Genomic DNA, 25054 nt, shown 5'->3' with positions numbered 1-25054 from the left:
AAACAACGCCCATTGGAGGGGCAGACATCCATGAAATATTTCGCACTCGCCGTGTCGCTTGTGGCGCTTGCCGCATGCGGCGGCCCGAAGCAGGAAACGCCCGCGCCGGCACCCGCCGCCGAAACGCCACAAGCTGAAACACTTCTGCTTCCGCTTCCAACTGACACGACTGCAGATATCAATGCCAAAGACCTTGCCGTACGCGTAAAGACACTGGCCGACGACACGTTCGAAGGTCGCGGGCCGGGTACGCAGGTTGGTGAGGCTGCCGCTGCATGGATTAGCGCCGAAATGGCCCGCCTCGGCCTTGAGCCTGGTGGCGATGACGGCACATATTTCCAGAAAGTTGCCATGGTCAATCAGACCATTGATCCGGAACAGTCCTTCCTCACTTTCACCGCGCCGGATGGCACCGAGATGCCAACCGTCCTGAAGGAAGACTCAGTCATCTGGACCAAGCAGCAAGGGGCCGACAAGACCTCGTTTGCGCCATCTGATGTCGTCTTTGTCGGCTACGGTGTCGTTGCGCCCGAATATGGCTGGAATGACTATGCGGACCAGGATTACACCGGCAAGACCGTTGTCATTCTCGTAAACGACCCCGGCTTCGCAACAGGTGATCCGGAGCTCTTCAAGGGCAAGGCCATGACCTATTATGGCCGCTGGACCTACAAGTTTGAAGAGGCCGCCCGTCAGGGTGCAGCCGCTGCTATCATCGTCCACGAAACCGAACCGGCATCCTATGGCTGGGATGTCGTCAAGAATTCCTGGTCAGGCGCACAGTCTGATCTTGTGCGTGCCGATGGCGGCGCAAACCGTGCACAGGTCGAAGGCTGGATCACGCGTGACATGGCTGAGAAGCTATTCTCTACGGCTGGCATGGACTTCGATGCCATGAAGACTGCCGCGAAGACACGCGGCTTCCAGCCAGCACCGCTTGAGGGTGTCAAGGCAACAGGCGAGATCGTCCAGACAATCGACAAGCTGGACAGCCGCAACGTGATAGGCGTCCTGCCCGGCACGACGAGGCCTGACGAATATGTTCTCTATACAGCTCACTGGGATCACCTGGGCAAAAAAACAGGTGCCAAGACAGGGGCCCCCGGCGAAGACTTTTACGAGGACCAGATATTCAATGGTGCCGTCGATAACGCGACGGGTGTGTCAGCGCTTCTCGAACTCGCAGAAGCCTTTGCACAGGAACCGCATGAGCGCTCGGTCATGTTCCTGTCTGTCACACTTGAGGAGTCCGGCCTGCTTGGCTCTGAATACTTCGCCGAAAACCCCACCGTGCCGCTCAACAAGATCGTGGCGGGCCTGAACATGGATGGCGCACTTCCCATCGGCCCGACCCGTAACATGGTCGTCATCGGTTATGGCGCATCTGAACTCGAAGACCGCCTGGCGGAGATTCTCAAAGCGGACAATCGCGTTGTCACGCCAGACGGCAAACCGGAGGCCGGGTATTTCTACCGTTCCGACCATATCTCGCTTGCCAAGCGCGGCGTGCCGATGCTGTATGCGGATGGCGGCGAAGACAAGGTTGATGGCGGCATAGCTGCCGGCAAGGCTGCAGCTGCCGCTTACACCGCCGAGCGCTACCACAAGCCCATGGACGAATACTCAGACGATTGGGATCTGTCCGGTTTCGCGCAGGACATCCAGGCGCTCTACGCCGTTGGCCAAGGCATCGCTGATTCCAGCGACTGGCCAACCTGGTATGCCGGCAACGAGTTCGAAGCTGCCCGCAAGGAATCCCTTGCTTCTGAATAAACGCAACTGAACAAACGGCTTAGTCCCGGATGGCCCTGTCGGCCATTCGGGACTATTTCATTCTGACGCCAGAAAGATGCTGCCATGCTCTCCTACCAACACGGATTTCATGCGGGTAACCGCGCTGACGTGCTCAAGCATGCCGTCCTGCATGCTCTGCTCGGTCACATCGCTGCGGCCGGAAAACCCCTTCTCTATGTCGAGACCCATTCCGGTCGTGGTCGTTATGACCTGACCGGAGAGCAGGCCCGCAAAGGCGGCGAGGCAGAAACGGGCATTATCGCCCTGCATCGCGGCAAGCCGCCGCGCGCGCTAAAGCCGTGGGTCTCCTATGTCGAAGACCGCGGCATGAAGGACTATCCCGGTTCTCCCGCGCTCGCGCAGGCCTTGTTGCCCCCGTCGGCACGCATGGTCTTCTTTGAAAAGCATCCCGCCGAACATGCGGCTCTGGCAAAAGCTGTCGGCAATGACCCACGCGTTCAGGTCAAGCATGCTGACGGGTATTCCGGCGCACTGAAGCTCTCGCCCCGCAGCGGAGAGCAAATGGTCTGCTTCGTTGACCCGAGCTACGAGACCAGCCGCGACATCGATGCGCTGGCCTTGTGGACCCCTCGCGCCCTCAAGCGCTGGCCACAAGGCATTCTCATCCTCTGGCTACCGCTGTTTCGGGACGGCCGCGAAGCCGAATTCGGCGAGTATCTGGGCAGCCTTGAAGACTGCATCATCGCTGGCGCAAGGTGGCCAGTCGATGTCGAAGATGAAAGCGCCCTCGAAGGTTCAGCCATGGTCGCCTTCCGCGCCCCCGCTTCAGCCCGCGATCCAAGCCACGCCATCGCTGCAGCGATCCAGTCCTGGTGGTCGTCACCGGCAGCCAAAACGTGACGCGCATCCTCCTTATCGGAGGCGGACACACGCACGTGGTCGCGTTGCGACGCCTTGCCAGCATGAAACCAGCTGGCCTGGACATTCATCTGGTCAGTCCGGAACCGTCGACATCATACAGCGGGCTGTTGCCCGGCCATATTGCAGGCCACTGGCCGCGCACCGACCTCGAAATACCCTTGGCCCCCCTCTGCCACCCCTCCGGCACCACGCTGCACACCACCCGCGCCATATCGCTGGACCCTTCCGCGCGCATCGCCGGACTCGACGACGGACGCGAGCTCGCCTTCGAATATGCCTCGCTCGATATCGGTGCCATTGCAGCGGTCGATGCGCCGGATGGACTGGTATCTGTTGGAGTTCCGGTGAAGCCACTCGGCCCCTTCGCCGACCAATGGTCAGCCTTTGTCTCCAGTGTAGAGGCCGGTGCCAATCCACCCTGCGCCGCTGTTATCGGTGCAGGAACAGCAGGCGTTGAACTCGCCCTGTCCATGAAACACCGGTTGGACAAGCTCGACCTGACCGCCCGGCCAAAGGTCGCCCTTATCGAGCGCGGCGAAGTCCTTTTGCCCGATGGAAACGCGTCAATGCGGCGGCAGCTGGAGAAGGAACTGAACCGGGCATGTGTGACCGTGTACAAGGGCGAGCCTGTTGTCGATGCTGACGAAACCCTTATGCGTCTTGCATCCGGCGAAAGCGTTCCAGCCCGGTTTGTGGCCCTTGCCACCGGCGCGCGCCCTCAGTCATGGCTCGCCGGGACCGGGCTGGCGCTGAACGATGGCTTCGTTTCAGTTGGTCCGACCCTTCAGTCGATCAGCCACCCACACATCTTTGCCTGCGGTGACACGGCGCATCTGACATTCTCTCCCCGCCCCAAAGCGGGCGTGTTTGCAGTCCGCCAGGGCGCTGTCCTCGCCGAGCAGATTGGGAGACTGGCTGCAAACCGTGCCCTATCAGAATACCATCCCCAAACCGACTATCTCAAACTCGTGAGTCTAGGCCGCCGACGCGCAATTGCCGAAAAATGGGGCGTCTCCCTGAACCTGCCCGGAATGTGGTCGCTCAAGCGCCACATCGATTTCGATTTCATGAAGGATAACTGAGGCTTCGGTCAGAACGCCGGAGCCCGGCAAAAGCATAAATGCCGGACTCCGATCACTTCTAGTTCGAGATCTCTTCTTTCACATCCTTGGCAACATCCTGTACGACTTCGCCGCCGGCTTCGACATCCTTGCCAACGCCTTCCACTGTATTGCAGGCGGTCACGAATGGCGCATAAGAGACGGCCAATAGGGCAATAAGGATTTTCTTCATCGGATACTTTCCTTTTGAGTAGACAAATCATGATTACGCCTCCGTTTTGAACGGGCAAGCCAAAGTTTTGATGTTAGCCATTGAGGCGCCAATGAGCCTCATCCTGTCACGATCGACGGTGAATATCAGTTCCCATTCGTCGCGACTCCCTGCTAAAGGACCCGCATGAAAACCGCCGTCGTCGTATTTCCCGGTTCCAATTGCGACCGGGACGCTCAAGATGCCCTCGCCAAAGTTACTGGCAAGGCACCTGTCATGGTTTGGCATAAGGACGGCACTATTCCCGATGATGCCGATCTGGTCATGGTTCCGGGCGGCTTTTCTTACGGAGACTATCTGAGGTGCGGCGCGATTGCTGGTAACTCGCCCGTTATTGAGCAGCTGACCGCCCACGCCAAACGCGGCGGCTATGTGCTCGGCGTTTGCAATGGCTTCCAGATCCTCTGCGAGACAGGCCTCCTGCCGGGCGCCTTGATGCGCAATGCGTCGCTTCACTTCGTCTGCAAACCGCAGCGCCTGACGATAGAAAGCGCGAACACCGCTTTCACAAGCGCCTATAGCGGTCGTGACATGGTGACCTTCCCGATCGCCCACCATGATGGCAACTATTACGCCGACCCGGCAACGCTCGACCGGCTCGAAGGCGAAGGCCGCGTGACCTTCCGCTATGCCCAGGGTGAGAATCCAAACGGCGCCGCACGAGACATTGCCGGCATACTCAGCGAAAACGGGCGCGTTCTCGGCATGATGCCGCATCCTGAGCGAGCCGTGGGTGGCAATGAAGGTGGCATGGATGGCCTCGGCGTGTTTGTAAGCCTCGTGAACGCCGCCTGACCCTGCTGGCCACACCTTGCTGCCACCGTTATGACGACTAGCAAGATGAAGCATCCACCGCTCCCACCTCACGTCGCCCAGCGTCTGGCGCAGGCCTCGGCGCTTCGGCAGGCCGGCAAGGTAGCCGAGGCCGTCACCGCCTATCGCGCCGTACTCGCCGAGGTGCCCGGGCTGCCTGACAGCTGGTACAATCTCGGCTGGCTCCTCCGGCGGGCGGGCGATCCGATCGGCGCCCTTGAGGCCTATGACCGCGCACTCTCGCTGTTGATTTCAAGGCCGGAGGAAGTGCTGCTCAACAAGGGTGTCATCTACGCTGACGATTTGCTGGACCCGGCTAACGCCGAACAGGCCTACCGCGCCGCGCTCGCGATCAATCCCCTGTATGCGGAGGCGCGGTTCAATCTATCCAACACGCTGGAAGACCTTGGCGACCGCGAGGCTGCGGCGGCAGAATACCGGACCCTGCTGGACCAGGCGCCAGATGCGGCCGAGCCACTTGCCCGGCTAGCAAACCTGACAGTGGTCACATCGCCAGGTGACGAACTTGTCGAAAGGCTGAAATCAACGCTCGCGCGTAACGACTTGCCCGCAGACCATCGCGCCAGCCTCGGGTTTGCGCTGGGCCGGCTGTTCGACCAGGCTGGCGAATTCGATATGGCTTTTGACGCGTACAGACACGCCAATGCGGCAAGTCTCGCCTCGCGTCATCCGCGAATGCCCGGATACAATCGGGCTCGTCAGGATGAGCTTGTGGACTCACTGATTTCCTTACCACCACCTGCGAGTGCGGCTGCCGACAGCGCGACCGCGATTTCGCCGGTCTTCATTCTTGGACAGTTTCGCTCTGGCTCAACCCTGCTCGAACAGATCCTGTCGGCGCATAGCGCAATCACAACAGGGGGCGAGCTACCCCTGCTTGGCACCATCGCTGCGCGTGATCTGAGCCCTTATCCCGCCAGCCTGGCATCGCTTGCCGCTGACAAGGCCTCGGCCTTGCGCGACGCCTACCTGGAAGGCGTTATGCTCCGTTTTCCTGGTTCATTCGGGATCGTGACCGACAAACGCCCCGACAATTTCTACCATATTGGGCTCATCCTTCGCCTGTTTCCCAATGCCAGGATACTGCACACCGTTCGTGATCCACGTGACACCTGCCTGTCCAACTACTTCCTGCACCTCAGCCACGACCAGCCGCACGCACTCGACCTAGCCGATCTCGGCCATCACTACCGCGCGTACCAGCGCCTGATGGCCCACTGGAAAACCATCGCAGGCGACAGGATGCTCGACGTCGAGTACGACACGCTTGTCCGCAATCCGGAAACCGCCATTCGCAACGTGACGACGTTCCTCGGCCTTTCATTCGAGGCGGCATGCCTAGACTTTCAGACCAGCCCGGCGCCCGTTAAGACCGCCAGTGTCTGGCAAGTTCGCGAACCGCTTTACCAGCGCTCATCGGGGCGCTGGCGCAATTATGAACCCCACCTTGAACCACTTCTGGAGGCTCTGAATGACTGACCGCGCCGCACTGATCGCAAAATTGCCCAAGGCCGAGCTTCATCTCCACATTGAGGGCAGCTTCGAGCCCGAGCTCATGATGATGATCGCCAAGCGAAACGGGATATCCGTCCCTTTCAAGACGTTGGACGAGGCCAGAGCGGCCTATGCGTTCTCGAACCTTCAGGAGTTTCTCGACATCTATTATCAGGGCATGGCGGTCTTGCAGCACAAGCAGGACTTCTACGACCTCACCTGGGCGTATCTTGAACGGGTCGCGGCAGAGAATGTCCGGCATGTCGAGATATTCTTCGATCCTCAAGCCCATACAGAACGCGGCGTTGCCTTCTCGACCGTTGCCGACGGCATTCTCGAGGCTTTGGCCGATGGCGAAGCCCGGCTCGGTATTACGTCTCATCTGATCATGAGCTTTCTCCGACATCTCAGCGAGGAGGACGGCTTCGCGCTGCTTGAGGAATCGAGCCCCTATCACTCCCGCTTCATCGGGGTTGGCCTCGATAGCTCTGAAATCGGTCACCCGCCGTCCAAGTTTGCGCGCCTGTTCGCGAAATGCCGGGAACTGGGATTCAATCTATGCCTCCACGCGGGCGAAGAAGGCCCGCCAGAATATGTCCGGGAAGCCCTTGTCGATATCGGCGCGGACCGCATCGATCATGGCAATCGCTCGATGGAAGATGCAGGCCTGCTGAAAGTGCTTCAGGACACACAGACGCCTCTGACCAATTGTCCTCTCTCCAATCTCTCGCTCTGTGTCATCGACGACTTGCGCGACAGCCCGGTCAAGGCCCAGCTCGAAGCCGGGCTACTGGTTACGGTGAATTCGGATGATCCGGCCTATTTCGGCGGCTATGTGAACCAAAACTACCGGGAAGTGGCGGACGCGCTGGACCTGTCCGATGATCAGATCATCCAACTCGCCCGCAACAGCTTCACCGCCGCATTCATGAGTGACGCCGACAAGGCCCGCCATCTGGCAGAAATCGACACGGTCCTGGGAATCTGACACGTTTCCGACCCGTCCCATAATCGCATCCAAGGAAGTCTGACATGCTCAAGAAACTGATGATTGGCGCGGCCATGATCGCGATGACGGCATGCAGCCAGGGTGGCTCTCCCGTGGTGGACGCGCCTGTGCCTGCCGCACCTGAAACGGAATCCTCGGCAAGCGCGGGAAATGACTATGCTGAGATGGCCAACTGGCTATGCCACCCTGACAAGCCCGACGATGCCTGCTCTGTCGACCTCACGGCGACAGAGATTTCAGCAGACGGCTCGACCCAACTCATACCCTTTGAACCAGCGGCTGGGCCTGCATTCGATTGTTTCTACATCTACCCGACCGTGTCTTTTGACGTCACGCCCAATAGCGACATGGTTGCTGGGCCGGAAGAGTTGAACGTCGTTGCCAACCAGTTTGCCCGGTACGGTGAGGCGTGCCGGCTTTTCGCGCCCATGTACCGGCAAACCACATTACTCGAACTGCGCAACCAGATGACTACCGGCCAGACAGCCGCGGACGATGCGATGCGCTATGCAGACGTGATCGACAGCTGGAATGCCTATCTCGCGACAGAAAATGATGGCCGCGGCGTCGTCCTTGTCGGCCACTCACAAGGCGCCGGCATGATCTACGAAATGCTCGAGAAAGACATCCTCGCGTCGCCTGCAAGGGAAAAGCTCATCGCCGTGCATGCGATCGGGTATGGAACCGGTATTGATCCGGCCACAGGCCTGGCGGCAGGCTTGCCCGTCTGCACAGACGGCGCGCAAACCGAGTGCCTGGTCAGCTTTGAAAGCTTTCGTGAGGCCGTGCCGCCCCCGTCCAACTCCTGGTTCGGCAAGACCCAGAACGGCAAGCGCGCTGTCTGCACCAATCCCGCCAGCCTCAGCGGTGATGACGGCAACCTGAAAGCCATCATGCCCCGCCAGAGCCTCGGACGGTTGGCACCGAATGATTATGGCGTCGCCGTCGACACGCCCTTCGTGACACTGCCTGGCCTCCTGACAGCCGAATGTCTATCCAACGAGACGCATGACTGGCTGGCCGTTACGGTTCATGCCGATCCTGCCGATCCCCGCGCAGACGACATACCCGGCGACCTTATCGTCAATGGAGAAGTCGTGTCGGACTGGGGCCTGCATCTTGTCGACATGAACCTGGCGATGGGAAACCTTGTCGGATTGGCTAAAGTTCAAGGACGCGCATGGCTGGACACCCAAAACGCCGAGTGAGCACAATCAGGCTGGCGACTCGCGCGCTTTGCGTCTAAAGCGCCCGCATGCCTGATACATCTGCGATACTCGCCCACCTGACAGCCACCCAGGACGAGACCCAAGGTCTTGAGCACGGCATCAAGGCCGATGAGTGGGAACGCCTCGTCACCCGCCTTGAGCGCAACCCAAACCTTGTCGAACTCGGCATCTATTCGGTCATGTGGTCCGAGCATTGCTCCTATAAGTCGTCACGGCGACACTTGTCGAAATTCCCAACCAAGAATGCCCGTGTGATCCAGGGACCGGGCGAGAATGCCGGCGTAATCGACATAGGGGACGGCCAGGCCGCCATCTTCAAGATGGAGAGCCACAACCACCCGTCCTATATCGAGCCATACCAAGGCGCGGCAACAGGCGTTGGCGGCATCCTGCGCGACGTGTTCACCATGGGCGCGCGGCCCATTGCACTGGTGAACGCCCTTCGCTTCGGGGACCCGAGCCATTCGAAGACACGCAGTCTCGTTCAGGGGGTCGTCGCTGGCATTGGCGGCTACGGCAATTGCGTCGGCGTGCCAACGGTTGCCGGCGAAACCCAGTTTGACGCCGGCTACAATGGCAACATCCTCGTCAACGCGATGGCTGTCGGCCTCGCCGACCAGGACAAGATTTTCTACGCACGCGGCGCCACGCCCGGAAACCCGATCTTCTATGTCGGGTCCAAGACCGGCCGCGACGGCATTCACGGCGCGACCATGGCATCAGCCGAGTTCTCCGAAGGCGATGAGGAAAAACGCCCGACAGTTCAGGTCGGCGACCCGTTCACTGAAAAACTGCTCATCGAAGCCTGCCTCGAGCTGATGGCGACTGACGCAATTCAGGCCATCCAGGATATGGGCGCGGCGGGCCTGACATCATCATCGGTCGAAATGGCGGCCAGTGGCGGCGAGAATGGCGAAGGTGTCGGCGTGGTCATGGACCTCGATAAAGTGCCGCAGCGCGAAGAGGGCATGACCGCCTACGAGATCATGCTGTCCGAGAGCCAGGAACGCATGCTCATGGTACTCTACCCGGACAAGATCGACATGGCGAAGGCGATTTTCGACAAGTATGACCTCTCGGCCGAAGTTATCGGCGAGACAACCGACACCGGTCACCTTGTGCTCAAGCAATTCGGCGAGGTCGTTTGCGACATTCCGGTTGCCCCTCTTGCTGAAGATGCGCCCAACTATGACCGGCCCTGGGTCGAGCCGCCAAAACGCGCGCCGCTCGACATCTCCAAATTCCCCGAGCCGAATGACTATGGTGAAGTGCTGCTGAAGCTGATGTCTTGTCCCGACATGGCCTCGAAGCGCTGGATCTGGGAACAGTATGACCGCCACGTGATGAACGACACAGTCGAAAGTTCGCAGAGCATGGGCAACGCCGCGATCGTACGCATCCATGGTACGAACAAGGCGCTCGCCATCTGTTCGGACTGCAACCCGCACTACGTTGCCGCTGACCCGTATGAGGGAGGCAAGCAGGCCGTTGCGGAAGCCTACCGCAATCTCTCATCCGTTGGCGCAACTCCTGTTGCCATCACCGACAACCTCAATTTCGGCAACCCGGAAAAGCCCGCGACGATGGGATATATTGTCAAAGCCATAGAAGGCATGGCCGAAGCCTGCCGCGTGCTCGACTTCCCGGTCGTTTCAGGAAACGTCTCGCTTTACAATGAGACCGACGGTGTCGCGATCCCGCCAACACCCGTCGTCGGCGGCGTCGGCCTGATCGAGGATGTCAGCAAGATCGCCACGCTGAAAGGCGCACAGCCCGGTGACGTGCTCATCCTGATCGGCGAAACCAAAGGCCATATCGGCGCGAGCCTCTATGCACGCGAATGGCTTGGCCTGAAGGGTGAAGCCCTTGGTGCGCCACCGCCTGTCGATCTCGAATCCGAAATCCAGAACGCCGCATTTGTTCGTCAACTGATCCATGACGGTCTCGCGAACGCGGTGCATGACGTCAGCGATGGCGGCATTGCATGTGCCGCTGCGGAGATGGCACTTGCGTGCGGCATCGGCGTCAAATTCACTCTGCACGGCGGCGCACACGGCTCCCTGGAATTGTTTGGCGAAGACCAGGCGCGATACCTGGTAGCAATGAGCGATGACGCACTTAGCGCCCTTGCCCCCAGAGCCACAGAGGCAGGCCTCGACTATTTTGCCTTTGCAAAATTCGAAGGTGAAGCCCTCAGCGGAATCACGTCTGACGGTCACGAGGTCAATCTCCCCCTCTCCCGGCTCCGCGAAGCGCATGAAGGCTGGTTGCCAACCTACATGAACAAAGTCGACTAGTCGGCGCGCCTCATCTCGGCGATAGACTCCAGATCATCGTCAGCCGCCATCGCCGCGATGACCAGTGCATCGCCCGCACGTGCGAAGAAATCCGGTGTGATGTCTGAATAGTCATCCGTCGGTTGATGGTAGCCCGGATGGTCTTCGACGCCGAAGTAGAGAAACGGGATTCCTGCCTCATGAAACGCCGCATGGTCAGACAGCAGGGTCCAGTCATCAGCCTGTCCCAGTGCCGGGTCGTCATGCCCCATCAATATCCTGACCGGCGCATCTGTAGCGACCAATTCGACGAGCGGCTTCAGACCGGGCGTGTGGAACGTGCCCGCCACATAGAGCTCTCCGGCTGCTGACCGGCTGACCATGTCGTAATTAATGTTCAGGGCAATCCGCTCCAGCGGCACGGGCGGAGACCGGACCAGGTTGCGCGACCCGAGATGGCCAATCTCTTCGGCGTCAAATGCAGCGAAGATGATGTCATGCCTGGGCGCATGCCGCGTGAAGTATTCGGCGACAGCAATCAGGGCAGCCGTCCCGGACGCATTGTCATCTGCACCATTATAAACCGCGCCATCGACAACACCGAGATGGTCATAGTGCGCCGTTATGACGATGGCGGGTCCCTCGCCCGGTGTTTGCCCGGCGATCCAGCCGACGACATTCGCGCCGGAAATCGGCGCCTCGCCGTCGTCACTGGAAATCACAGCGAATGGCTGGACATAAGTCTCGCCAAATTGCCTCAGGCTCAGCGTCTCGAACCGCTTCTGCACGAAATCCCGTGCCGCCTGGTTGCCGCGCGTGCCCGTCGCCCGTCCTTCCAGCGCATCGCTGGACAATGTTTCAGTCAGGCGCAGCATGGCCCCTGCGTCGATGTATTGCGCATTGTATCGCACCAGACCCGGCGCAGTCTCATCCCGGTCCAGCGACAGCAGAACCCCGCCGATCAGCAGCCCTGCGACCCCCAGAATGGCCGCCAGGCCCCACGCTTTCCTGCCATTCATCGCTGAATCTACTCCGCTAGCCACCTTGACCCCATCAGGACCTGCATCCATGTGCCTAACTGAATCGAGGACACACTGCCATGGCCATGACCCGCGACACCTTGCTCGGCTACCTGACCGACGCCTTTCCGGACGCCGAGATCACACTCACCGATCTCGCAGGGGATGATAATCACTGGCAGGCCGAGATAATCAGCCCGCACTTTGCCGGCATGTCCCGAGTGAAACAGCACCAGCTGGTCTACGCGGCGCTAAAGGGCACGATGGGCGGCGAACTGCACGCCCTCGCCCTCAAGACAAAGGCACCTGACGCCTAGCCAGGAACCAAGAAGTCCCGCTTGCCCAGGACCACGCCCTGGTGGCGCAACAAGCCATAGGTCATCGTCGCATGAAACAGCACGTTCGCCAGCACGAACGAGGTGAGGTACTGACGTCCCTGCATCGGCACGGTCTGCGGACCCAGTGGAATCTGCAGGGTTTCGCGTTCGTTCGCGTTGATGCTGGCATCGTCGGTTGAATTGACAAATGCCAGGGCCGCCTCACACCGCGACATCAGTTCCTGAAAGGTCGTTTCGGTGTCGGGAAAGACCGGCATGTCGAGACCGGCAAGACGGGCTGCACCTCGGGCGGCATTGTCACATGCAATCTGCACCTGACGGCTTAGCGGAAGCATGTCCGGGTAAAGGCGTGCCGCCAGCATGACCGAATCTTCGACACCAAGGGTACGGGCGTGCTCTTCACCCTTCCTGAGCGTGCTTCTGGTCGCGCCGAGTATCTGATTGACGGACGTTTTGAGAACATAGGACAATGTATCGGTCATTGGTTGCGGCTCCATTTGCTGAGTAGTCATTACAGCCTGAACGCTGAAAGAAACAATCATTATTTTGTCCGCTGTCACGATTGACGGCATTGCGTCTATCCTGTCACTTCGGGGCAAATCTCACCAAGGGAGTCCCATTTCACCATGCGTTTTTCACTCGCAACCAGCGCCATTGCGCTAACAATTGCCGTCGCTAGCTGTGCGGCACCCAAAGAAACTATCGCAGAAACAACGCCGGTTGCCACTGAAACCGTCGCCGAGGACACGACAATTGCAGACGCAAAGGCGTTCATGGCCCGCGCCGAATCGGAATTGTCGGACATGTCGGACGAGGCCAGCCTGGTATTCTGGAACCAGGCCACAAACATCACTGACGAGACGAATGCGGCAGCGGCAGAAGTTGGCGCGCGCGCAACCAAGCTGGCCGTTTCACTCGCCAATGAGTCCAAGACGTTCAATATCGACGACTTGCCGCCAGACCTTGCCCGCAAGTTCACGCGCCTGCGCGCGGGTATCACCATCCCTGCCCCGTCTACCGAAGGCGCCGCGGAAGAATTGTCCAATATCACAACTGGCCTGGATGCCGCCTACGGCACCGGTACATTCAATTACAAGGGGAAGGACCTCACGCTCGACGAATTGTCGACCATTATCGAAACGTCACGTGATCCTGAAGAGCTCAAAGCGGTCTGGGAAGGCTGGCGCACCGTCTCACCGGCCATGAAGGATGATTATGCCCGCATGGTGGAGATCGCCAATGAAGGCGCGCGAGAGCTCGGCTATACCAGCCTCGACCAGATGTGGCTGTCAAATTACGACATGCCGCCGGAAGAGATGGAAGCGGAAGTCGACCGCCTGTGGGGGCAGGTTGAGCCTCTTTACGACGAACTCCACTGCTACGCGCGCACCAAGCTGAACGCGCAGTATGGCGACGACGTCCAGCCAAAGACCGGCCCCATTCGTGCCGACCTTCTTGGCAACATGTGGGCTCAGGACTGGTCGGGCATTTACGACGTCGTCAAGACGGACACGCCCGGCCCCAGCTACAACCTCACCGCGCGCCTTGTCGAAAAAGGGTATGACCCGATCAAGATGGTCAAGACCGGTGAAGCCTTCTTCACGTCGCTGGGCCTGGCCCCACTGCCCCAGACTTTCTGGGAGCGCTCGATGATCACTCGACCGGCTGACCGTGAAGTCATCTGCCACGCCTCAGCCTGGGATCTCGACAATAAGGAAGACGTGCGCATCAAGATGTGCACCGAAGTCAACAAAGAGGATTTCGATACGGTCCATCACGAGCTTGGGCACAATTTTTACCAGCGCGCCTACAAGGATCAGGACCTGCTCTACAAGGACGGCGCCCATGATGGTTTCCATGAAGCCATAGGCGACTTTGTCGGCCTCTCCATCACGCCGGAATACCTCAAGCAGATCGGGCTGATCGATGAGAGCGAGATGCCGCCAGCCGAGGCCGACACTGCGCTTCTGCTCAACACGGCCCTCACAAAGGTCGCCTTCCTTCCTTTCGCGCTGACCGTCGATGGATGGCGCTGGGATGTTCTCTCCGGCGAAACCGCGCCTGAAGACTACAATGATGCCTGGTGGGCCAAGCGCCTCGAATTGCAGGGGATCATACCGCCAGGCGAACGGCCAGCTGACGCATTTGATCCGGGCGCGAAGTACCACATTCCGGGCAACACGCCGTACCTGCGCTACTTCCTGTCCTTTGTGATGCAGTTCCAGTTCCATAAAGCGGCCTGCGAACAGGCTGGCTGGGAAGGCCCGCTTCACCGCTGCTCGATCTATGACAACAAGGAAGTCGGAGAGCGCTTCAACGCGATGATGGAAATGGGTGCGTCCAAACCCTGGCCGGATGCCTTGGAATCCTTCACCGGCACCCGCGAGATGGATGGCAGTGCAATCGTTGAGTATTTCGACCCGCTGATGGTTTATCTCAAAGAGGAAAATGCCGGTCAGTCATGTGGCTGGGACAGAGAGGCCTCAGAATAGGCTCGATACTGTTGTGCGCGGCGGTCCGCTTGACGAGGGCGGCCGCGCACCACACATCAGCGTCTAATCAACATTCAGGAACCTGCCATGACAGATCAAACCACCCACGACGCCATTGAGAAGGTCGTCACATCGAACGATATCGTCCTGTTCATGAAGGGCACGCCCACGTTCCCACAGTGCGGTTTCTCCTCGGTTGTCGTACAGGTCCTTGACTATCTTGGCGTCGAATATGTCTCCACGAACGTTCTTGAAGATGCTGGCGTACGCGAAGGCATCAAGGCCTATTCGCAATGGCCAACGATCCCGCAGCTCTACGTGAAGGGCGAATTCGTCGGCGGCTGCGACATCGTCAAGGAGATGTTTGAAAGCGGCGAACTGCGCGACTTTTTCCTGGAAAAAGGCGTCGAAGTCGAAGCAGCCTGATCTCGATCAAGCGAACAATCTGCACATAACGCGTAACTGCCTGACCTGTTTCCCATCTTTTTCACGCCTCTATGAATGGGACACGCATCAGGAGAATGTGACGTGGTCGGACAGGGATTCGAGTTTTTCATAGACAATCAGTGTGTTGCAGGTGAGCCGTGGACGCTTCTCATGCGGAACGTGTCGGACGTTCATTCGCTGACTGTCGAGTTCAATGGGCAAACCGGGGGCATATATCGCTATTTCCCCCGTCAGCGTCACGAGATGAAGGTTCAGTTCATCCATACGGTTCCGGGCCAAGCCGCCATTACGGTTATTGTTCGGGATGCGATACTCAACAGCCATGACGTACTGACGGCCTTGTTCGATATTCAGGAAGCCCGCGCCGCGTCAACGGCCGAAGTGGGGAGGCAGGGCGCGCTGCGTTTGGTGTCCTCCGAAAACCCGGCACATGTGCGCCAGTCAGCCCCGGTCCTTGCTGCGACGAACAAGCCACCGCTTGCGCTGACGTACAACGCAGCCAACCCGTCCCCGGCAGTCTTGTCGCTCAGCAAGCCGGAAGCGGACCGCGATCCTGCCCAATTGCTACAGGACCGCCTGCATCAGCGCCTTCTGAACCGTCTGGACCGCGGCTAGAGTGTGTAACCGATCAGGCTGGCAATCGTGGACGGGGCCGCCGCCAGCGCGCATCCGGCACAATTATCCGGCCGCAGGCTCAGTGGCAGCAGCATGACTGTAAGACCAAAAAGCAGACCAGCCAGATAGCCCTTGCGACGGCGGAACGGCATCGGGTAGCAGGCCCGCGCAGACTTACGCCAACGCAGCAGCACGTACCCGATCAGGAAAAGCCCGACGCCTGAGGCCAGCCAGTAAAGGATGCCCGCATCCAGCATTGCCATTGAAACCTCCGCCTCGCCTCCGAGACGCAGTCTATGCCAAACGTGTTTGCGTTCACGAAAATGTAATCTGGAAAATCCGTCCATCCGCTTAACCGCCGGTTTACGACGATGTCTGACCGGTCCGCTGAGACAATCGGCTCGCAAACGCCTCCCGATGTGGTAAAGCGCGCGCCATGACACTGACCTCACCCAGCACCCGCGCGCCAAAAGTCGGCATCGTTTCTCTCGGATGCCCGAAGGCACTCGTCGATTCAGAGCGTATCATCACGCGCCTGCGCGCAGAAGGCTACCAGATCGCTCCAGATTATGCTGGCGCAGACCTTGTCCTGGTCAATACCTGCGGCTTCCTGGACAGCGCTCGGGATGAAAGCCTCGAAGCCATTGGCGAAGCTATCGAGGCGAACGGCAAGGTCATTGTCACCGGATGCCTCGGTGCCGAACCCGACGTGATCGAGCGAGCGCACCCCAAGGTGCTCGCCATTACCGGCCCCCACCAGTACGAAGACGTTATGGCCGCAGTGCACACCCACCTCACGCCACCCCACAATGCCCATCTGGACCTCGTGCCAGAGGCTGGCTTGCGTCTCACGCCCCGCCACTACGCCTACCTGAAAATATCGGAAGGATGTAACAACCGCTGCAGCTTCTGCATCATCCCCAAGCTGCGCGGCGACCTTGCATCCCGCCCGATCCACCACGTCCTGACAGAAGCCGAACAACTCGTGCGGTCAGGCGTGAAAGAATTGCTGGTCATCAGCCAGGACACGTCAGCCTATGGACTGGATGTTCGCTACAAACCGGAGAACTGGCGCGGAACTGAATACGAAACGCGCTTCCTGGATCTCGCCAGGGGGCTGGGCAGTCTCGGGGTCTGGACCCGAATGCATTACGTTTACCCCTACCCCCATGTCGATCAGGTCATACCCCTCATGGCCGAGGGCCTGATTACCCCCTATCTGGATATCCCCTTCCAGCACGCCTCGGCCAACGTCCTGAAAGCCATGAAGCGCCCCGCAAAACAGGACCGTGTTCTTGAGCGCATCCAGCAATGGCGCCGTGATGTGCCTGACCTTGCCATCCGGTCCACGTTCATCGTCGGCTTTCCGGGCGAGACCGAGGAAGACTTCCAGATCCTGCTCGATTTTGTTCGTGAAGCAAAGATCGATCGGGCCGGCTGCTTCAAGTATGAAAATGTCGCCCACGCTGACAGTCGCGACCTGCCCGGCCATATCGTGGAGGACGTCAAGGAAGACCGCTGGCACCGCTTCATGCAGGCCCAGGCCGAAGTGAGCGCTGCCCGCGCCACGGCCCAGGTCGGCACGACGCAGGACGTGATCATTGATGGTCCAGGTGACGAGGCGGGTGAAATGTTGGCGCGCACCAAGGCCGACGCACCAGAAGTGGACGCGGTGGTCTATCTCGCGAACGCGGCCCACCTGAAGCCCGGCGACATCATAAGCGCGCACATCACCGATGCCGACGCGTACGATCTCTATGCAGAACCTGCCTAGCAGAACAGGTTTGTGAGCGTCCGCGCAGTCGAATCCGGCCAAAGGCCCACGTCTTCGCGAGCCCACATCCCCGAGCGCACGCTTCTTTGTAGTGAAAGTCCCTGATTTCACGGAAAAATAGACTTATTGAAAAACAATATGTTGACATATCGTATTTCGATATATCATAGTCGCCTGAAATCACTTGGGAGACATCACATGACCCGCACGACACTTCCCCTGCTCGCCCTGGCTGTGTTGCTGGCACCACTCGCAAATGCCGAGACAAAGACATACCCCGCCGGCGACTTCACTGGCTTGGATGTCAGTGGCGTGATCGACGTCATATTCGAAACCGGCGAAACGGCCTCGATCACCGTCGATCAGGACGACGGAGATTTCACCGACATCTATATTGGCCAAGATGGTGCGAAGCTCGAGATCGGCCGCAAAAGTCTCCGCGAAAAGGCCGGGTGGGCTCGCAATATCTCGGTCCGCCACAAGGATGGCGAGAAAGTGGTCAAGGTGAACGGAAAGCAAGTGCCTACCTATACCATTCGCGTCACCGCACCATTGCTGACCGAAGCCTCTGTATCCAACTCGTCATCCATCAAGGCATCCGGCATCAACAGTCAGACATTTAGTGGCGCAGTGTCATCCAGCTCTGACCTCGTCCTCGCAGGTCAGGCTGCACAGGTTTCGTTGCGTGCATCATCAAGCGGCGATCTCGATGCATCAGAGTTCGAAGCTGAAAGCCTGAAACTGGACGTCTCATCGAGCGCTGACGCACACGCCCTTGTCCGCAATGGCACACTCGATGTTGAGGCTTCCTCGAGCGCTGATGTGGTTGTCACAGCCTTTGACGCGAGCAAGGTGTCGGTCCAAGCATCATCGAGCGCCGACGTTGAGGTGTCGGGAAGCTGTGAGAGCCTCGACATTGCCGCATCATCCAGTGCCGACGTCGAAGCCCACGACCTGCCTTGCGCAACGGGCATGGTCCAGGCGAGCAGCGGCGCCGACATTTCGGCTTTCCTTGAAGAGGGTGTCGAAGCGCGCGCCTCGAGCGGGGGCGATATTGAAATTTCCGGAAATCCGCCATCGCGCGACATCAGCGAGTCCAGTGGCGGCAACATTGAGATCAACGGCTAATTCCTGAAGGACCAATTCCATGTACAAGACCCTCCTGGCAGCGATTTGCTTCTCCCTTTTCATACCCGGCGCCGCTATCGCCGATACGTCCAAAGCCTATGACTTTACAGGTTTCGACGCCCTCGACATCTCGGCAGGCGTCGACGTCACTTATGAAACGGGGCCAGATTATGCGGTCGTCATCGACTTCAAGCACGGCGGCCCGGACGACATGAAACTTCGCCAAGATAGCTCCCGCCTCTATATTTCACAAAAGGCGACGTCAGGCTGGCGCGACCGTGTCCGCGCAAAAGTGCGCATAACATCGCCACAGCTGAATGAGATAGAGGCCAGCTCAGGATCCAGTATCCGCGCCTCGGGAATCGATTCCGAAATCCTGGTACTCGACGCTTCCAGTGGCGCCAACATCAAGGCCGACGGCAAATGTGGATCGCTCAAGATCGAGGCGAACTCAGGTGGGAACGCTTCGGCAAAAAGTGTCAGCTGCCAGAAGGTCGCCGCAAAAGCGTCGAGTGGAGGGTCAGTCAGGGCCTACGCCTCTGAACAAGCAAAGAGCCACACATCGAGCGGCGGCAGCGTCGACATCTATGGCGCCCCTGAAACCCGTGAGAACAATCGCTCAATATCAGGCGGTTCGACGACGTTCCACTAACCTATGTCGAAGTCGCCCGGCTTGTATTTCGAGCCGGGCCATTCGAGTTTCATGTCCTCCAGCGCGCCACGCACAAGTCGCGCGATCATGGCGTTTCGCCGCGTACGACTATCGGACGGGATCACGTACCAGGGCGCATGCCGGGTGGAGCAGCGATTGACCGCCGTCTCATAGGCCGACATGAATTCGGGCCACCGCTTGCGGTCTTCAAGATCCGCAGGATTGAACTTCCACTGCTTGTGCGGCTCTTCCAGGCGCTCGGCCAGGCGGACGCCCTGCTCTTCATATCCCAGGTTGAGCATGCATTTGACAATTGTGACGCCGTTCTCGGTGAGATGCTTCTCGAAAGCGTTGATTTGTCCATAACGCTGTTCGATCGCATCTGCTGGCGCAAACTCTCGAACTTTCACGACCAGAACGTCTTCATAGTGAGACCGATCAAAGATGCCGATATGCCCTTTGGCGGGCACCGCATTGTGTACGCGCCAGAGATAGTCTCGGGCCAGCTCATTCGAACTCGGCGCCTTGAACGCCTTCACCTCCATGCCCAATGGCGTCGTATCAGAAAAAACGCCCTTGATCGTGCCCGACTTGCCGGCTGTATCCATGCCCTGAAGGACAACCAGAAGGGATCTTTTGCCCTCGGCGTACATCCGGTCCTTCAACTCATTGATCACCGCAGCGTCTTTTTTAAGGCTGGTTTCCGCCGTCTCCTTGTCGTCAAACAGGGACCGATCGCGGGAGTCCCGCGCTGCAAGCTCGAACGGTTTGCCAGGTGCTGCCACGAGAGCGCGTCGGGTCGCCGTGATACTGGGTATGCTCATGAATTCGTCTCCGGAATGCAAAAGGCCGCGCCAGTCTGGCGCGGCCTTTCCAAAACTTCAAGAAAAACAAGTATCTTATGAGGAGTAGAACTCGACTACCTGTGCGGGTTCCATCTGTACCGGATAAGGCACTTCGGCCAGGCCAGGGACGCGGGTGTAAGTCGCCGACATCGCCTTCGGATCGACATCGATATAATCGGGCAAGTCGCGCTCAGGGCTGCCAAGGGCTTCAAGCACGAGCGCAATGTTACGCGACTTTTCACGCACCTGGACCACATCCCCCGGCTTGAGCCGAGCCGAGCCAATGTTGCAACGGCGACCATTGACCGTGACGTGCCCGTGATTGACGAACTGGCGGGCAGCAAAGATCGTCGGCACGAACTTGGCGCGATAAACGAACGCCTCAAGGCGCGATTCAAGCAGGCCGATCAGGTTTTCTGCAGCGTTGCCCTTCATCCGGCTCGCCTCAACGTACACGCGCGAAAACTGCTTCTCAGTAATGTCGCCGTAATAGCCCTTGAGCTTCTGCTTCGCCATGAGCTGCATACCAAAGTCCGAGACCTTGCTGCGGCGGTTCTGGCCGTGCTGCCCTGGCTTGTAGTTACGCTTGTTGACGGGAGACTTGGGGCGACCCCAGATGTTTTCACCGACGCGACGGTCGATCTTGTACTTCGCGCTGTGGCGACGTGACATGGTAGTACCTCATTTTTGACGCGGGCCGGTGGGCGGCGCTAATTCGCACCCACGATTTCAACGGCGGCTCCGCACCAGCCCGTAGATAAGCGGCGGGTAAAACACCAAATTGACTGGCGCGTCAAGCCGTCCGCCTGCTAGTGCTGGCGCATAAAACATTCAAAAAGTGCGGGAGGAAGACAATGAAGAACCTGAAGGGACGGACAGCCATCGTTACGGGTGGCGCCAGCGGTATCGGCCGGGCCTGCTGTGTAGGTCTGGCTCACGAAGGGGTCGCAGTTCTCGTGACCGATATCGACGATGCAGGCGCCGCCGAAACTGTTGCAATCATTGAGAAAGATGGGGGGAAGGCCCTATCAGCGCATCATGACGTGACCGATGAAGCTCGTTGGGACGAGATAATGACATTGTGTGAAGCCGAGTTGGGCGTCCCGTCCGTCATGGTGAACAATGCAGGCGTTGCGATTGGCGGCGCGATAATGGAGTTCAGTCTCGCAGACTGGCAGAAACAAATGGCAATTAACATGGACAGCGTCTTCCTGGGCACACGCGCGGCGATGAGAGCCATGAAGGTCGCTGGTGGTTCAATCATCAATCTCTCATCCATCGCTGGATTACGCGGCGCATCAGGCGTCAGCGCCTATTGCGCGAGCAAGGGTGGTGTTCGGCTTTTCTCCAAGGCCGCTGCAGTCGAGTGCGGCCAGCTTGGTCTGCCAATCCGCGTCAACTCGGTCCATCCGGGCATTATCGATACACCAATCTGGCACAAATCGATCTCGCGCATGACCGAAACCATGTCCGCCGAACAGATTGCGGGGCTGTCAGGGCCATCAGGTGCAAATTCGCTCAACGCGGATGTCATCGCACAGGGCGCCCCGATGGGGCGTGCCGGCCGCCCCGAGGAAGTCGCTGATCTTGTTGTCTTTCTTGCCAGCGACTCTTCCAGTTACATCAGTGGGCAGGAACTTGTCGTCGATGGCGCCATGACAGCGAGCTGAACCAGTTTAGCTGATCTAGGCGGAAAAATCATCGCAATTTCTGTGTTTGGTCGCCCGGGATCAAGATTTCCCGCCATGCTTGGGAACCCGGCGCGACTCTTGCAGAAATCCAGCACTCAAAAGCGCTTCCATTCCGCGTAAGAAAGCCGTCGATTTGACCGAAACGACCGTCATTATTCCAAGCTATAACAGCTCTGCCACGATTGAGGCGGCCGTCCAAAGCGCGCTCGCTCAAACAGTCCCTGTTAACGTAATTACCGTGGATGATGGGTCGCGCGACGATACCGTTCAAAAGTTGCAGGCGTTGGCGCGGGAGAATTCACGCCTTTGCGTGCTCCAACAGCCTCGCAATCAAGGACCGTCCGCTGCACGAAACAGGGCTATCGCGGCCGCTGAAACACCTTGGATCGCCATCCTCGATGCCGACGACTACATGCACCCGGACCGGATCCGTCGCATGCTACAGGTCGCAAGGGCTGAGAGCCTCGACATTGTGGCCGACGATCTCATCAGGGTGGCTGACGCGCCTTCACCCATCACGGGCACACGGTTATGGTCAGACGATCCGATAGGGTGCATCAGAATAGACCTCGCCCGATTTGTCCGAGAGAATATCGGCAAAAACACAGGCAGTCGACGCGAACTCGGATACCTCAAGCCACTGATGCGTGTCGGGTTTCTGAAAACGCATGGTATTGCCTACGATGAAAGCATGCGCCTGGCTGAGGATTATGATCTTTATGCAAGGGCCTTGTCGGCAAATGCCAGATTCGGCCTGATTGATCCGTGCGGCTATTTCTCAGTCGACTATCCAAATTCCCTGTCCAAGGCGTACACGTCAACAGAGCTTCGCCCCATCGTCGACACGGATATCGCTCTGCTGCGCAAACGCCACCTCAGTCGTGATGAACGCCAGGCCATTAGCGCGCACAAGGCACTCGCTCACAAGCAATGGGCATGGGTGCGCTTGATCGAAATGACTAAAAAGCGGGATTTCCGAGGTGCAGTTCGCACATTTGCGGCTCCCCCGGAAGTGACAATGGCCCTTGTCCTGCGCCTCTGCCGGCATGCTCTCGGACGCGACACAATCCCGCATTCAGGAAAGAGCACCCCCAAGCGCCAGGCCATCGAAGCAATGTTGGCCGAATCAAACGAACAGGTTGGGTGCCAGGAGGCTCCGGCCACTGTTTTGCGATCGAATGGCGGAAATATCTGACTGATCCCTTTTTCTTGCGCGAAAAGTCTATAAAATCATTAAAGGTGGTGGATTGGCGCAGGTTATTGCCCTGCTCAGGGATAGCTGCAGAAAGCGTGCCCAAGCAGTTCACCAGCGCAGGGGGTGTGGGAATTTTAATGGCACGGGAACAGATCGGCACTGAGATTGAACTCACAGTTGTCGTACCGACATATAATGAGAGCAAGAACATCTCCGAGATGGTCCATCGGCTAGATGGCACGCTAAAGGGCATCTCCTGGGAGCTGATATTTGTCGACGATTCCTCTCCCGATGGAACTGCAGATGTCGTTCGCTTTATCGCGCGCACGAACCATCGGGTCCGGCTCATTTCCCGTCATAATCGACGGGGCCTTGCCTCTGCGGTCATCGAAGGGGCTTTAGCGGCATCGGCGAATATTGTTGCCGTCATGGACGGCGACCTTCAGCATGACGAAAGCGTCTTGCCGGACATGTACCACAAGGTTCGCAATGGCGAAGCAGACCTGGTCTCAGCGAGCCGTTTCCTGCGTGAAGATGGCGCTGACGGATTGTCTTCTGCCAAGCGGGTTGCGATTTCAAACAATGGTATCAAGCTCTCCAATCTCATCTTCAAACTGGACATGACGGACCCCCTGACAGGTTTCTTCGTCGTCCGCAGGGATGTTGTGAGGCGCGCGCTACCAGACCTCTCAGAGCTCGGCTTCAAGGTGATGATGGATTTGATTGTTTCTGCAAACCCTCGACCACGCGTGATGGAAGTGCCTTTCAAGTTCCGCGAACGCCAGCATGGGGAGTCCAAGCTGGATAATCGCGTGATGTATGAATTCTTCCTGTTCTTTATTGAGAAGAAGATCAGTTCAGTCCTGCCTCTCCCGGCTAGGTTTTTATCATTCGCCTTCATCAACTCGATTGGCATCTTGGTGCACCTGGCTGTCCTCTTTCCGATGCTGGCCCTTTTCGGTGGCGAGAACTCGGACCCCTTTGTGAGTGCCCAGCTTGTCGCGACCTTTGTCGCCATGGCCTTCAATTATACAGCCAACAACCTGGTAACCTATTCGGATCGCAGACTTAAAGGCGCCAAATTCTATGCTGGCTTCCTGATATTTGTCGCACTCTGCTCAGTGGGAATATTGGGGAATGTCGGGGTGGCCAGTTTCCTGCACCAGGATTACCCAACCGTCTCGGTTCTCATTCCAGCCGTCGCAGGCGCATTAATTACAGTCGTTTGGAATTACGTCGCCACCAATGCCTTTGTCTGGGGACGGACTAAATATCCTGGTGTTTTCTTTCAGCGTCGCAGGAGAGTTCAAGCCTGAATCTTCCCCCCTGACTGGCATGAGGATTGCAAGAATTTGGTCGCAAGGGGCCCGAATCCGCGACCGGGATTTACCCGAACGGATTTGTCCTCAATGAAATTGGTTGTGATACAGCCTGGCATGGCTCAACGGTAAAGCCTGAAGGCGCGTGGGGTCTGACTGTGGGGTCGAAGGCAAATATTAGTATTCAGTGTGATGGCAGGAGTTGACCAGAGTGTCTAATCAAGAACCAGATCAAGGCACCAATGACGGCCTGATTGAAAAACTGCGCGAGTTGTATACGCGCCACCATCACTTGCTCAAATACTTGATCATCGGCGGCATGGCCAGCGCCATCGACCTCATCCTCTTCTTTGTCCTCTACAATGGGGTTGGTACGTCAGAGCTTGTTGCCCATTCGGTGTCAGTACCGACAGCCGTCGTATTCAGCTTTGTCGTAAATGCGCGGCATAATTTCAAGACCAGCGACCATGCGCTCAAACGCTTCGTCGCCTTTTGTATCGTCTGTACCATCGGCTATGTCGCTGGTTTTGCCGTGATTGTTTCCGTGCAGCAATTGTTCACGAATGAAGCTGTTGGCGCAAATTTAGGCAAGATTGTTTCACTGCCCGTTGTCTTCTTCATCCAATACATCCTCAATTCCAAGATCACGTTCCGAAAAACTCAAGATTCACCGGCCTAGGCACGCCAGC

At 58.4% G+C, this 25054-nt stretch carries 25 protein-coding genes; 19 read left to right on the top strand and 6 right to left on the bottom strand.

Annotated elements, in window-relative coordinates:
* Window positions 1-30: 30 nt before the first annotated feature.
* From ACQ66M_RS15590 to ACQ66M_RS15580, 3 genes are all read left to right on the top strand, one after another.
* The gene (locus ACQ66M_RS15590) at window positions 31-1773 is read left to right on the top strand and encodes a M28 family metallopeptidase (RefSeq protein WP_430404962.1); all 1743 of its coding nucleotides are present in this window, start codon (window positions 31-33) and stop codon (window positions 1771-1773) included.
* A gap of 84 nt (window positions 1774-1857) precedes the next feature.
* On the top strand, window positions 1858-2655 hold the full coding sequence (gene rlmJ, locus ACQ66M_RS15585) for a 23S rRNA (adenine(2030)-N(6))-methyltransferase RlmJ (protein WP_350172026.1): 798 nt from the start codon (window positions 1858-1860) through the stop codon (window positions 2653-2655).
* The gene (locus tag ACQ66M_RS15580) at window positions 2628-3758 is read left to right on the top strand and encodes an FAD-dependent oxidoreductase (protein ID WP_430404960.1); all 1131 of its coding nucleotides are present in this window, start codon (window positions 2628-2630) and stop codon (window positions 3756-3758) included. Before rlmJ ends, ACQ66M_RS15580 begins: the two co-directional genes overlap by 28 nt.
* A gap of 58 nt (window positions 3759-3816) precedes the next feature.
* Here the strand turns inward: ACQ66M_RS15580 and ACQ66M_RS15575 are convergent, their stop codons facing one another.
* Window positions 3817-3969, bottom strand: coding sequence for an entericidin A/B family lipoprotein (locus ACQ66M_RS15575; RefSeq protein ID WP_430404958.1), 153 nt, complete (start codon window positions 3967-3969; stop codon window positions 3817-3819).
* A 165-nt stretch (window positions 3970-4134) separates the two neighbouring features.
* Here ACQ66M_RS15575 and purQ point away from each other — a divergent pair, with 165 nt between their 5' ends.
* From purQ to purL, 5 genes are read left to right on the top strand one after another with little or no spacing between them, the layout of a single operon-like run.
* Entirely contained in the window at window positions 4135-4803 is a 669-nt protein-coding gene (gene purQ, locus ACQ66M_RS15570) for a phosphoribosylformylglycinamidine synthase subunit PurQ (protein ID WP_350172020.1), read from the top strand.
* Between the two features lie 45 nt (window positions 4804-4848).
* Window positions 4849-6321 (top strand): sulfotransferase, encoded by a 1473-nt coding sequence (locus ACQ66M_RS15565; protein ID WP_430404956.1) that lies wholly within the window; start codon window positions 4849-4851, stop codon window positions 6319-6321.
* The gene (locus tag ACQ66M_RS15560; RefSeq protein WP_430404954.1) at window positions 6314-7324 is read left to right on the top strand and encodes an adenosine deaminase; all 1011 of its coding nucleotides are present in this window, start codon (window positions 6314-6316) and stop codon (window positions 7322-7324) included. Before ACQ66M_RS15565 ends, ACQ66M_RS15560 begins: the two co-directional genes overlap by 8 nt.
* Before the next feature lie 44 nt (window positions 7325-7368).
* A complete protein-coding gene (locus tag ACQ66M_RS15555) occupies window positions 7369-8553 on the top strand; it encodes a DUF3089 domain-containing protein (protein WP_430404952.1) in 1185 nt (394 codons plus the stop codon).
* Window positions 8554-8600: 47 nt separating this feature from the next.
* Window positions 8601-10871 carry a phosphoribosylformylglycinamidine synthase subunit PurL gene (purL, locus tag ACQ66M_RS15550; protein WP_430404950.1) on the top strand — a complete coding sequence of 757 codons (2271 nt, stop codon included), beginning with the start codon at window positions 8601-8603 and terminating at the stop codon, window positions 10869-10871.
* On the opposite strand, the gene ACQ66M_RS15545 is transcribed toward purL, so the two are convergent.
* Window positions 10868-11869 (bottom strand): M28 family peptidase, encoded by a 1002-nt coding sequence (locus ACQ66M_RS15545; RefSeq protein ID WP_430404948.1) that lies wholly within the window; start codon window positions 11867-11869, stop codon window positions 10868-10870. The genes purL and ACQ66M_RS15545 overlap by 4 nt on opposite strands.
* 80 nt (window positions 11870-11949) lie before the next feature.
* Between ACQ66M_RS15545 and ACQ66M_RS15540 the strand changes: the two genes are divergently transcribed.
* Window positions 11950-12186 (top strand): BolA family transcriptional regulator, encoded by a 237-nt coding sequence (locus ACQ66M_RS15540; RefSeq protein ID WP_350172009.1) that lies wholly within the window; start codon window positions 11950-11952, stop codon window positions 12184-12186.
* On the opposite strand, the gene ACQ66M_RS15535 is transcribed toward ACQ66M_RS15540, so the two are convergent.
* Complete coding sequence (locus tag ACQ66M_RS15535; protein ID WP_430404946.1) at window positions 12183-12779, bottom strand: DUF1993 domain-containing protein; 597 nt, start codon at window positions 12777-12779, stop codon at window positions 12183-12185. The genes ACQ66M_RS15540 and ACQ66M_RS15535 overlap by 4 nt on opposite strands.
* A gap of 54 nt (window positions 12780-12833) precedes the next feature.
* On the opposite strand from ACQ66M_RS15535, the gene ACQ66M_RS15530 reads away from it, so the two are divergent.
* The 3 genes from ACQ66M_RS15530 to ACQ66M_RS15520 all read left to right on the top strand — a co-directional run bounded on the left by ACQ66M_RS15530 (window position 12834) and on the right by ACQ66M_RS15520 (window position 15761).
* Window positions 12834-14699: a M2 family metallopeptidase gene (locus ACQ66M_RS15530; RefSeq protein ID WP_430404944.1), complete on the top strand. Its 1866-nt coding sequence runs from the start codon at window positions 12834-12836 to the stop codon at window positions 14697-14699.
* Between the two features lie 87 nt (window positions 14700-14786).
* Window positions 14787-15125 (top strand): Grx4 family monothiol glutaredoxin, encoded by a 339-nt coding sequence (grxD, locus tag ACQ66M_RS15525; protein WP_430404942.1) that lies wholly within the window; start codon window positions 14787-14789, stop codon window positions 15123-15125.
* A gap of 102 nt (window positions 15126-15227) precedes the next feature.
* Entirely contained in the window at window positions 15228-15761 is a 534-nt protein-coding gene (locus tag ACQ66M_RS15520) for a hypothetical protein (protein WP_430404940.1), read from the top strand.
* On the opposite strand, the gene ACQ66M_RS15515 is transcribed toward ACQ66M_RS15520, so the two are convergent.
* Window positions 15758-16024: a hypothetical protein gene (locus ACQ66M_RS15515; RefSeq protein ID WP_430404938.1), complete on the bottom strand. Its 267-nt coding sequence runs from the start codon at window positions 16022-16024 to the stop codon at window positions 15758-15760. The two genes, ACQ66M_RS15520 and ACQ66M_RS15515, sit on opposite strands and share 4 nt — an antisense overlap.
* 173 nt (window positions 16025-16197) lie before the next feature.
* Between ACQ66M_RS15515 and rimO the strand changes: the two genes are divergently transcribed.
* The 3 genes from rimO to ACQ66M_RS15500 all read left to right on the top strand — a co-directional run bounded on the left by rimO (window position 16198) and on the right by ACQ66M_RS15500 (window position 19315).
* Window positions 16198-17535: a 30S ribosomal protein S12 methylthiotransferase RimO gene (rimO, locus tag ACQ66M_RS15510; RefSeq protein ID WP_430404936.1), complete on the top strand. Its 1338-nt coding sequence runs from the start codon at window positions 16198-16200 to the stop codon at window positions 17533-17535.
* Between the two features lie 198 nt (window positions 17536-17733).
* Entirely contained in the window at window positions 17734-18663 is a 930-nt protein-coding gene (locus ACQ66M_RS15505; RefSeq protein ID WP_430404934.1) for a GIN domain-containing protein, read from the top strand.
* Window positions 18664-18682: 19 nt separating this feature from the next.
* Window positions 18683-19315 carry a GIN domain-containing protein gene (locus ACQ66M_RS15500; protein ID WP_430404932.1) on the top strand — a complete coding sequence of 211 codons (633 nt, stop codon included), beginning with the start codon at window positions 18683-18685 and terminating at the stop codon, window positions 19313-19315.
* Here ACQ66M_RS15500 and ACQ66M_RS15495 read toward each other — a convergent pair.
* Both ACQ66M_RS15495 and rpsD read right to left on the bottom strand, forming a co-directional pair.
* A complete protein-coding gene (locus ACQ66M_RS15495; RefSeq protein WP_430404930.1) occupies window positions 19312-20139 on the bottom strand; it encodes a polyphosphate kinase 2 family protein in 828 nt (275 codons plus the stop codon). The two genes, ACQ66M_RS15500 and ACQ66M_RS15495, sit on opposite strands and share 4 nt — an antisense overlap.
* Window positions 20140-20214: 75 nt before the next feature.
* A complete protein-coding gene (rpsD, locus tag ACQ66M_RS15490) occupies window positions 20215-20832 on the bottom strand; it encodes a 30S ribosomal protein S4 (protein ID WP_350171989.1) in 618 nt (205 codons plus the stop codon).
* 182 nt (window positions 20833-21014) lie between these two features.
* Between rpsD and ACQ66M_RS15485 the strand changes: the two genes are divergently transcribed.
* From ACQ66M_RS15485 to ACQ66M_RS15470, 4 genes are all read left to right on the top strand, one after another.
* Window positions 21015-21830: an SDR family NAD(P)-dependent oxidoreductase gene (locus ACQ66M_RS15485; RefSeq protein ID WP_430404928.1), complete on the top strand. Its 816-nt coding sequence runs from the start codon at window positions 21015-21017 to the stop codon at window positions 21828-21830.
* A gap of 154 nt (window positions 21831-21984) precedes the next feature.
* Window positions 21985-23046, top strand: a complete 1062-nt coding sequence (locus ACQ66M_RS15480; protein WP_430404926.1) for a glycosyltransferase family 2 protein — start codon at window positions 21985-21987, stop codon at window positions 23044-23046.
* Between the two features lie 14 nt (window positions 23047-23060).
* The gene (locus tag ACQ66M_RS15475; RefSeq protein WP_430404924.1) at window positions 23061-24362 is read left to right on the top strand and encodes a glycosyltransferase; all 1302 of its coding nucleotides are present in this window, start codon (window positions 23061-23063) and stop codon (window positions 24360-24362) included.
* A gap of 214 nt (window positions 24363-24576) precedes the next feature.
* Window positions 24577-25044: a GtrA family protein gene (locus ACQ66M_RS15470; RefSeq protein ID WP_430404922.1), complete on the top strand. Its 468-nt coding sequence runs from the start codon at window positions 24577-24579 to the stop codon at window positions 25042-25044.
* The last annotated feature ends 10 nt before the right edge of the window (window positions 25045-25054 follow it).

Origin of the sequence: Hyphomonas sp., from assembly GCF_965284475.1 — a bacterium.
Taxonomy (GTDB): Bacteria; Pseudomonadota; Alphaproteobacteria; order Caulobacterales; family Hyphomonadaceae; genus Hyphomonas.
This window is presented reverse-complemented; position numbering and strand designations above follow the sequence as displayed.

Bases quoted from the DNA above. Each gene is read 5' to 3' on its own strand.
- ACQ66M_RS15590 (WP_430404962.1), top strand. From the start codon at position 31: ATGAAATATTTCGCACTCGCCGTGTCGCTTGTGGCGCTTGCCGCATGC.
- rlmJ (WP_350172026.1), top strand. From the start codon at position 1,858: ATGCTCTCCTACCAACACGGATTTCATGCGGGTAACCGCGCTGACGTG.
- ACQ66M_RS15575 (WP_430404958.1), bottom strand. From the start codon at position 3,969: ATGAAGAAAATCCTTATTGCCCTATTGGCCGTCTCTTATGCGCCATTC.
- purQ (WP_350172020.1), top strand. From the start codon at position 4,135: ATGAAAACCGCCGTCGTCGTATTTCCCGGTTCCAATTGCGACCGGGAC.
- ACQ66M_RS15565 (WP_430404956.1), top strand. From the start codon at position 4,849: ATGAAGCATCCACCGCTCCCACCTCACGTCGCCCAGCGTCTGGCGCAG.
- ACQ66M_RS15560 (WP_430404954.1), top strand. From the start codon at position 6,314: ATGACTGACCGCGCCGCACTGATCGCAAAATTGCCCAAGGCCGAGCTT.
- ACQ66M_RS15555 (WP_430404952.1), top strand. From the start codon at position 7,369: ATGCTCAAGAAACTGATGATTGGCGCGGCCATGATCGCGATGACGGCA.
- purL (WP_430404950.1), top strand. From the start codon at position 8,601: ATGCCTGATACATCTGCGATACTCGCCCACCTGACAGCCACCCAGGAC.
- ACQ66M_RS15545 (WP_430404948.1), bottom strand. From the start codon at position 11,869: ATGAATGGCAGGAAAGCGTGGGGCCTGGCGGCCATTCTGGGGGTCGCA.
- ACQ66M_RS15540 (WP_350172009.1), top strand. From the start codon at position 11,950: ATGGCCATGACCCGCGACACCTTGCTCGGCTACCTGACCGACGCCTTT.
- ACQ66M_RS15535 (WP_430404946.1), bottom strand. From the start codon at position 12,779: ATGCCGTCAATCGTGACAGCGGACAAAATAATGATTGTTTCTTTCAGC.
- ACQ66M_RS15530 (WP_430404944.1), top strand. From the start codon at position 12,834: ATGCGTTTTTCACTCGCAACCAGCGCCATTGCGCTAACAATTGCCGTC.
- grxD (WP_430404942.1), top strand. From the start codon at position 14,787: ATGACAGATCAAACCACCCACGACGCCATTGAGAAGGTCGTCACATCG.
- ACQ66M_RS15515 (WP_430404938.1), bottom strand. From the start codon at position 16,024: ATGGCAATGCTGGATGCGGGCATCCTTTACTGGCTGGCCTCAGGCGTC.
- rimO (WP_430404936.1), top strand. From the start codon at position 16,198: ATGACACTGACCTCACCCAGCACCCGCGCGCCAAAAGTCGGCATCGTT.
- ACQ66M_RS15505 (WP_430404934.1), top strand. From the start codon at position 17,734: ATGACCCGCACGACACTTCCCCTGCTCGCCCTGGCTGTGTTGCTGGCA.
- ACQ66M_RS15500 (WP_430404932.1), top strand. From the start codon at position 18,683: ATGTACAAGACCCTCCTGGCAGCGATTTGCTTCTCCCTTTTCATACCC.
- ACQ66M_RS15495 (WP_430404930.1), bottom strand. From the start codon at position 20,139: ATGAGCATACCCAGTATCACGGCGACCCGACGCGCTCTCGTGGCAGCA.
- rpsD (WP_350171989.1), bottom strand. From the start codon at position 20,832: ATGTCACGTCGCCACAGCGCGAAGTACAAGATCGACCGTCGCGTCGGT.
- ACQ66M_RS15485 (WP_430404928.1), top strand. From the start codon at position 21,015: ATGAAGAACCTGAAGGGACGGACAGCCATCGTTACGGGTGGCGCCAGC.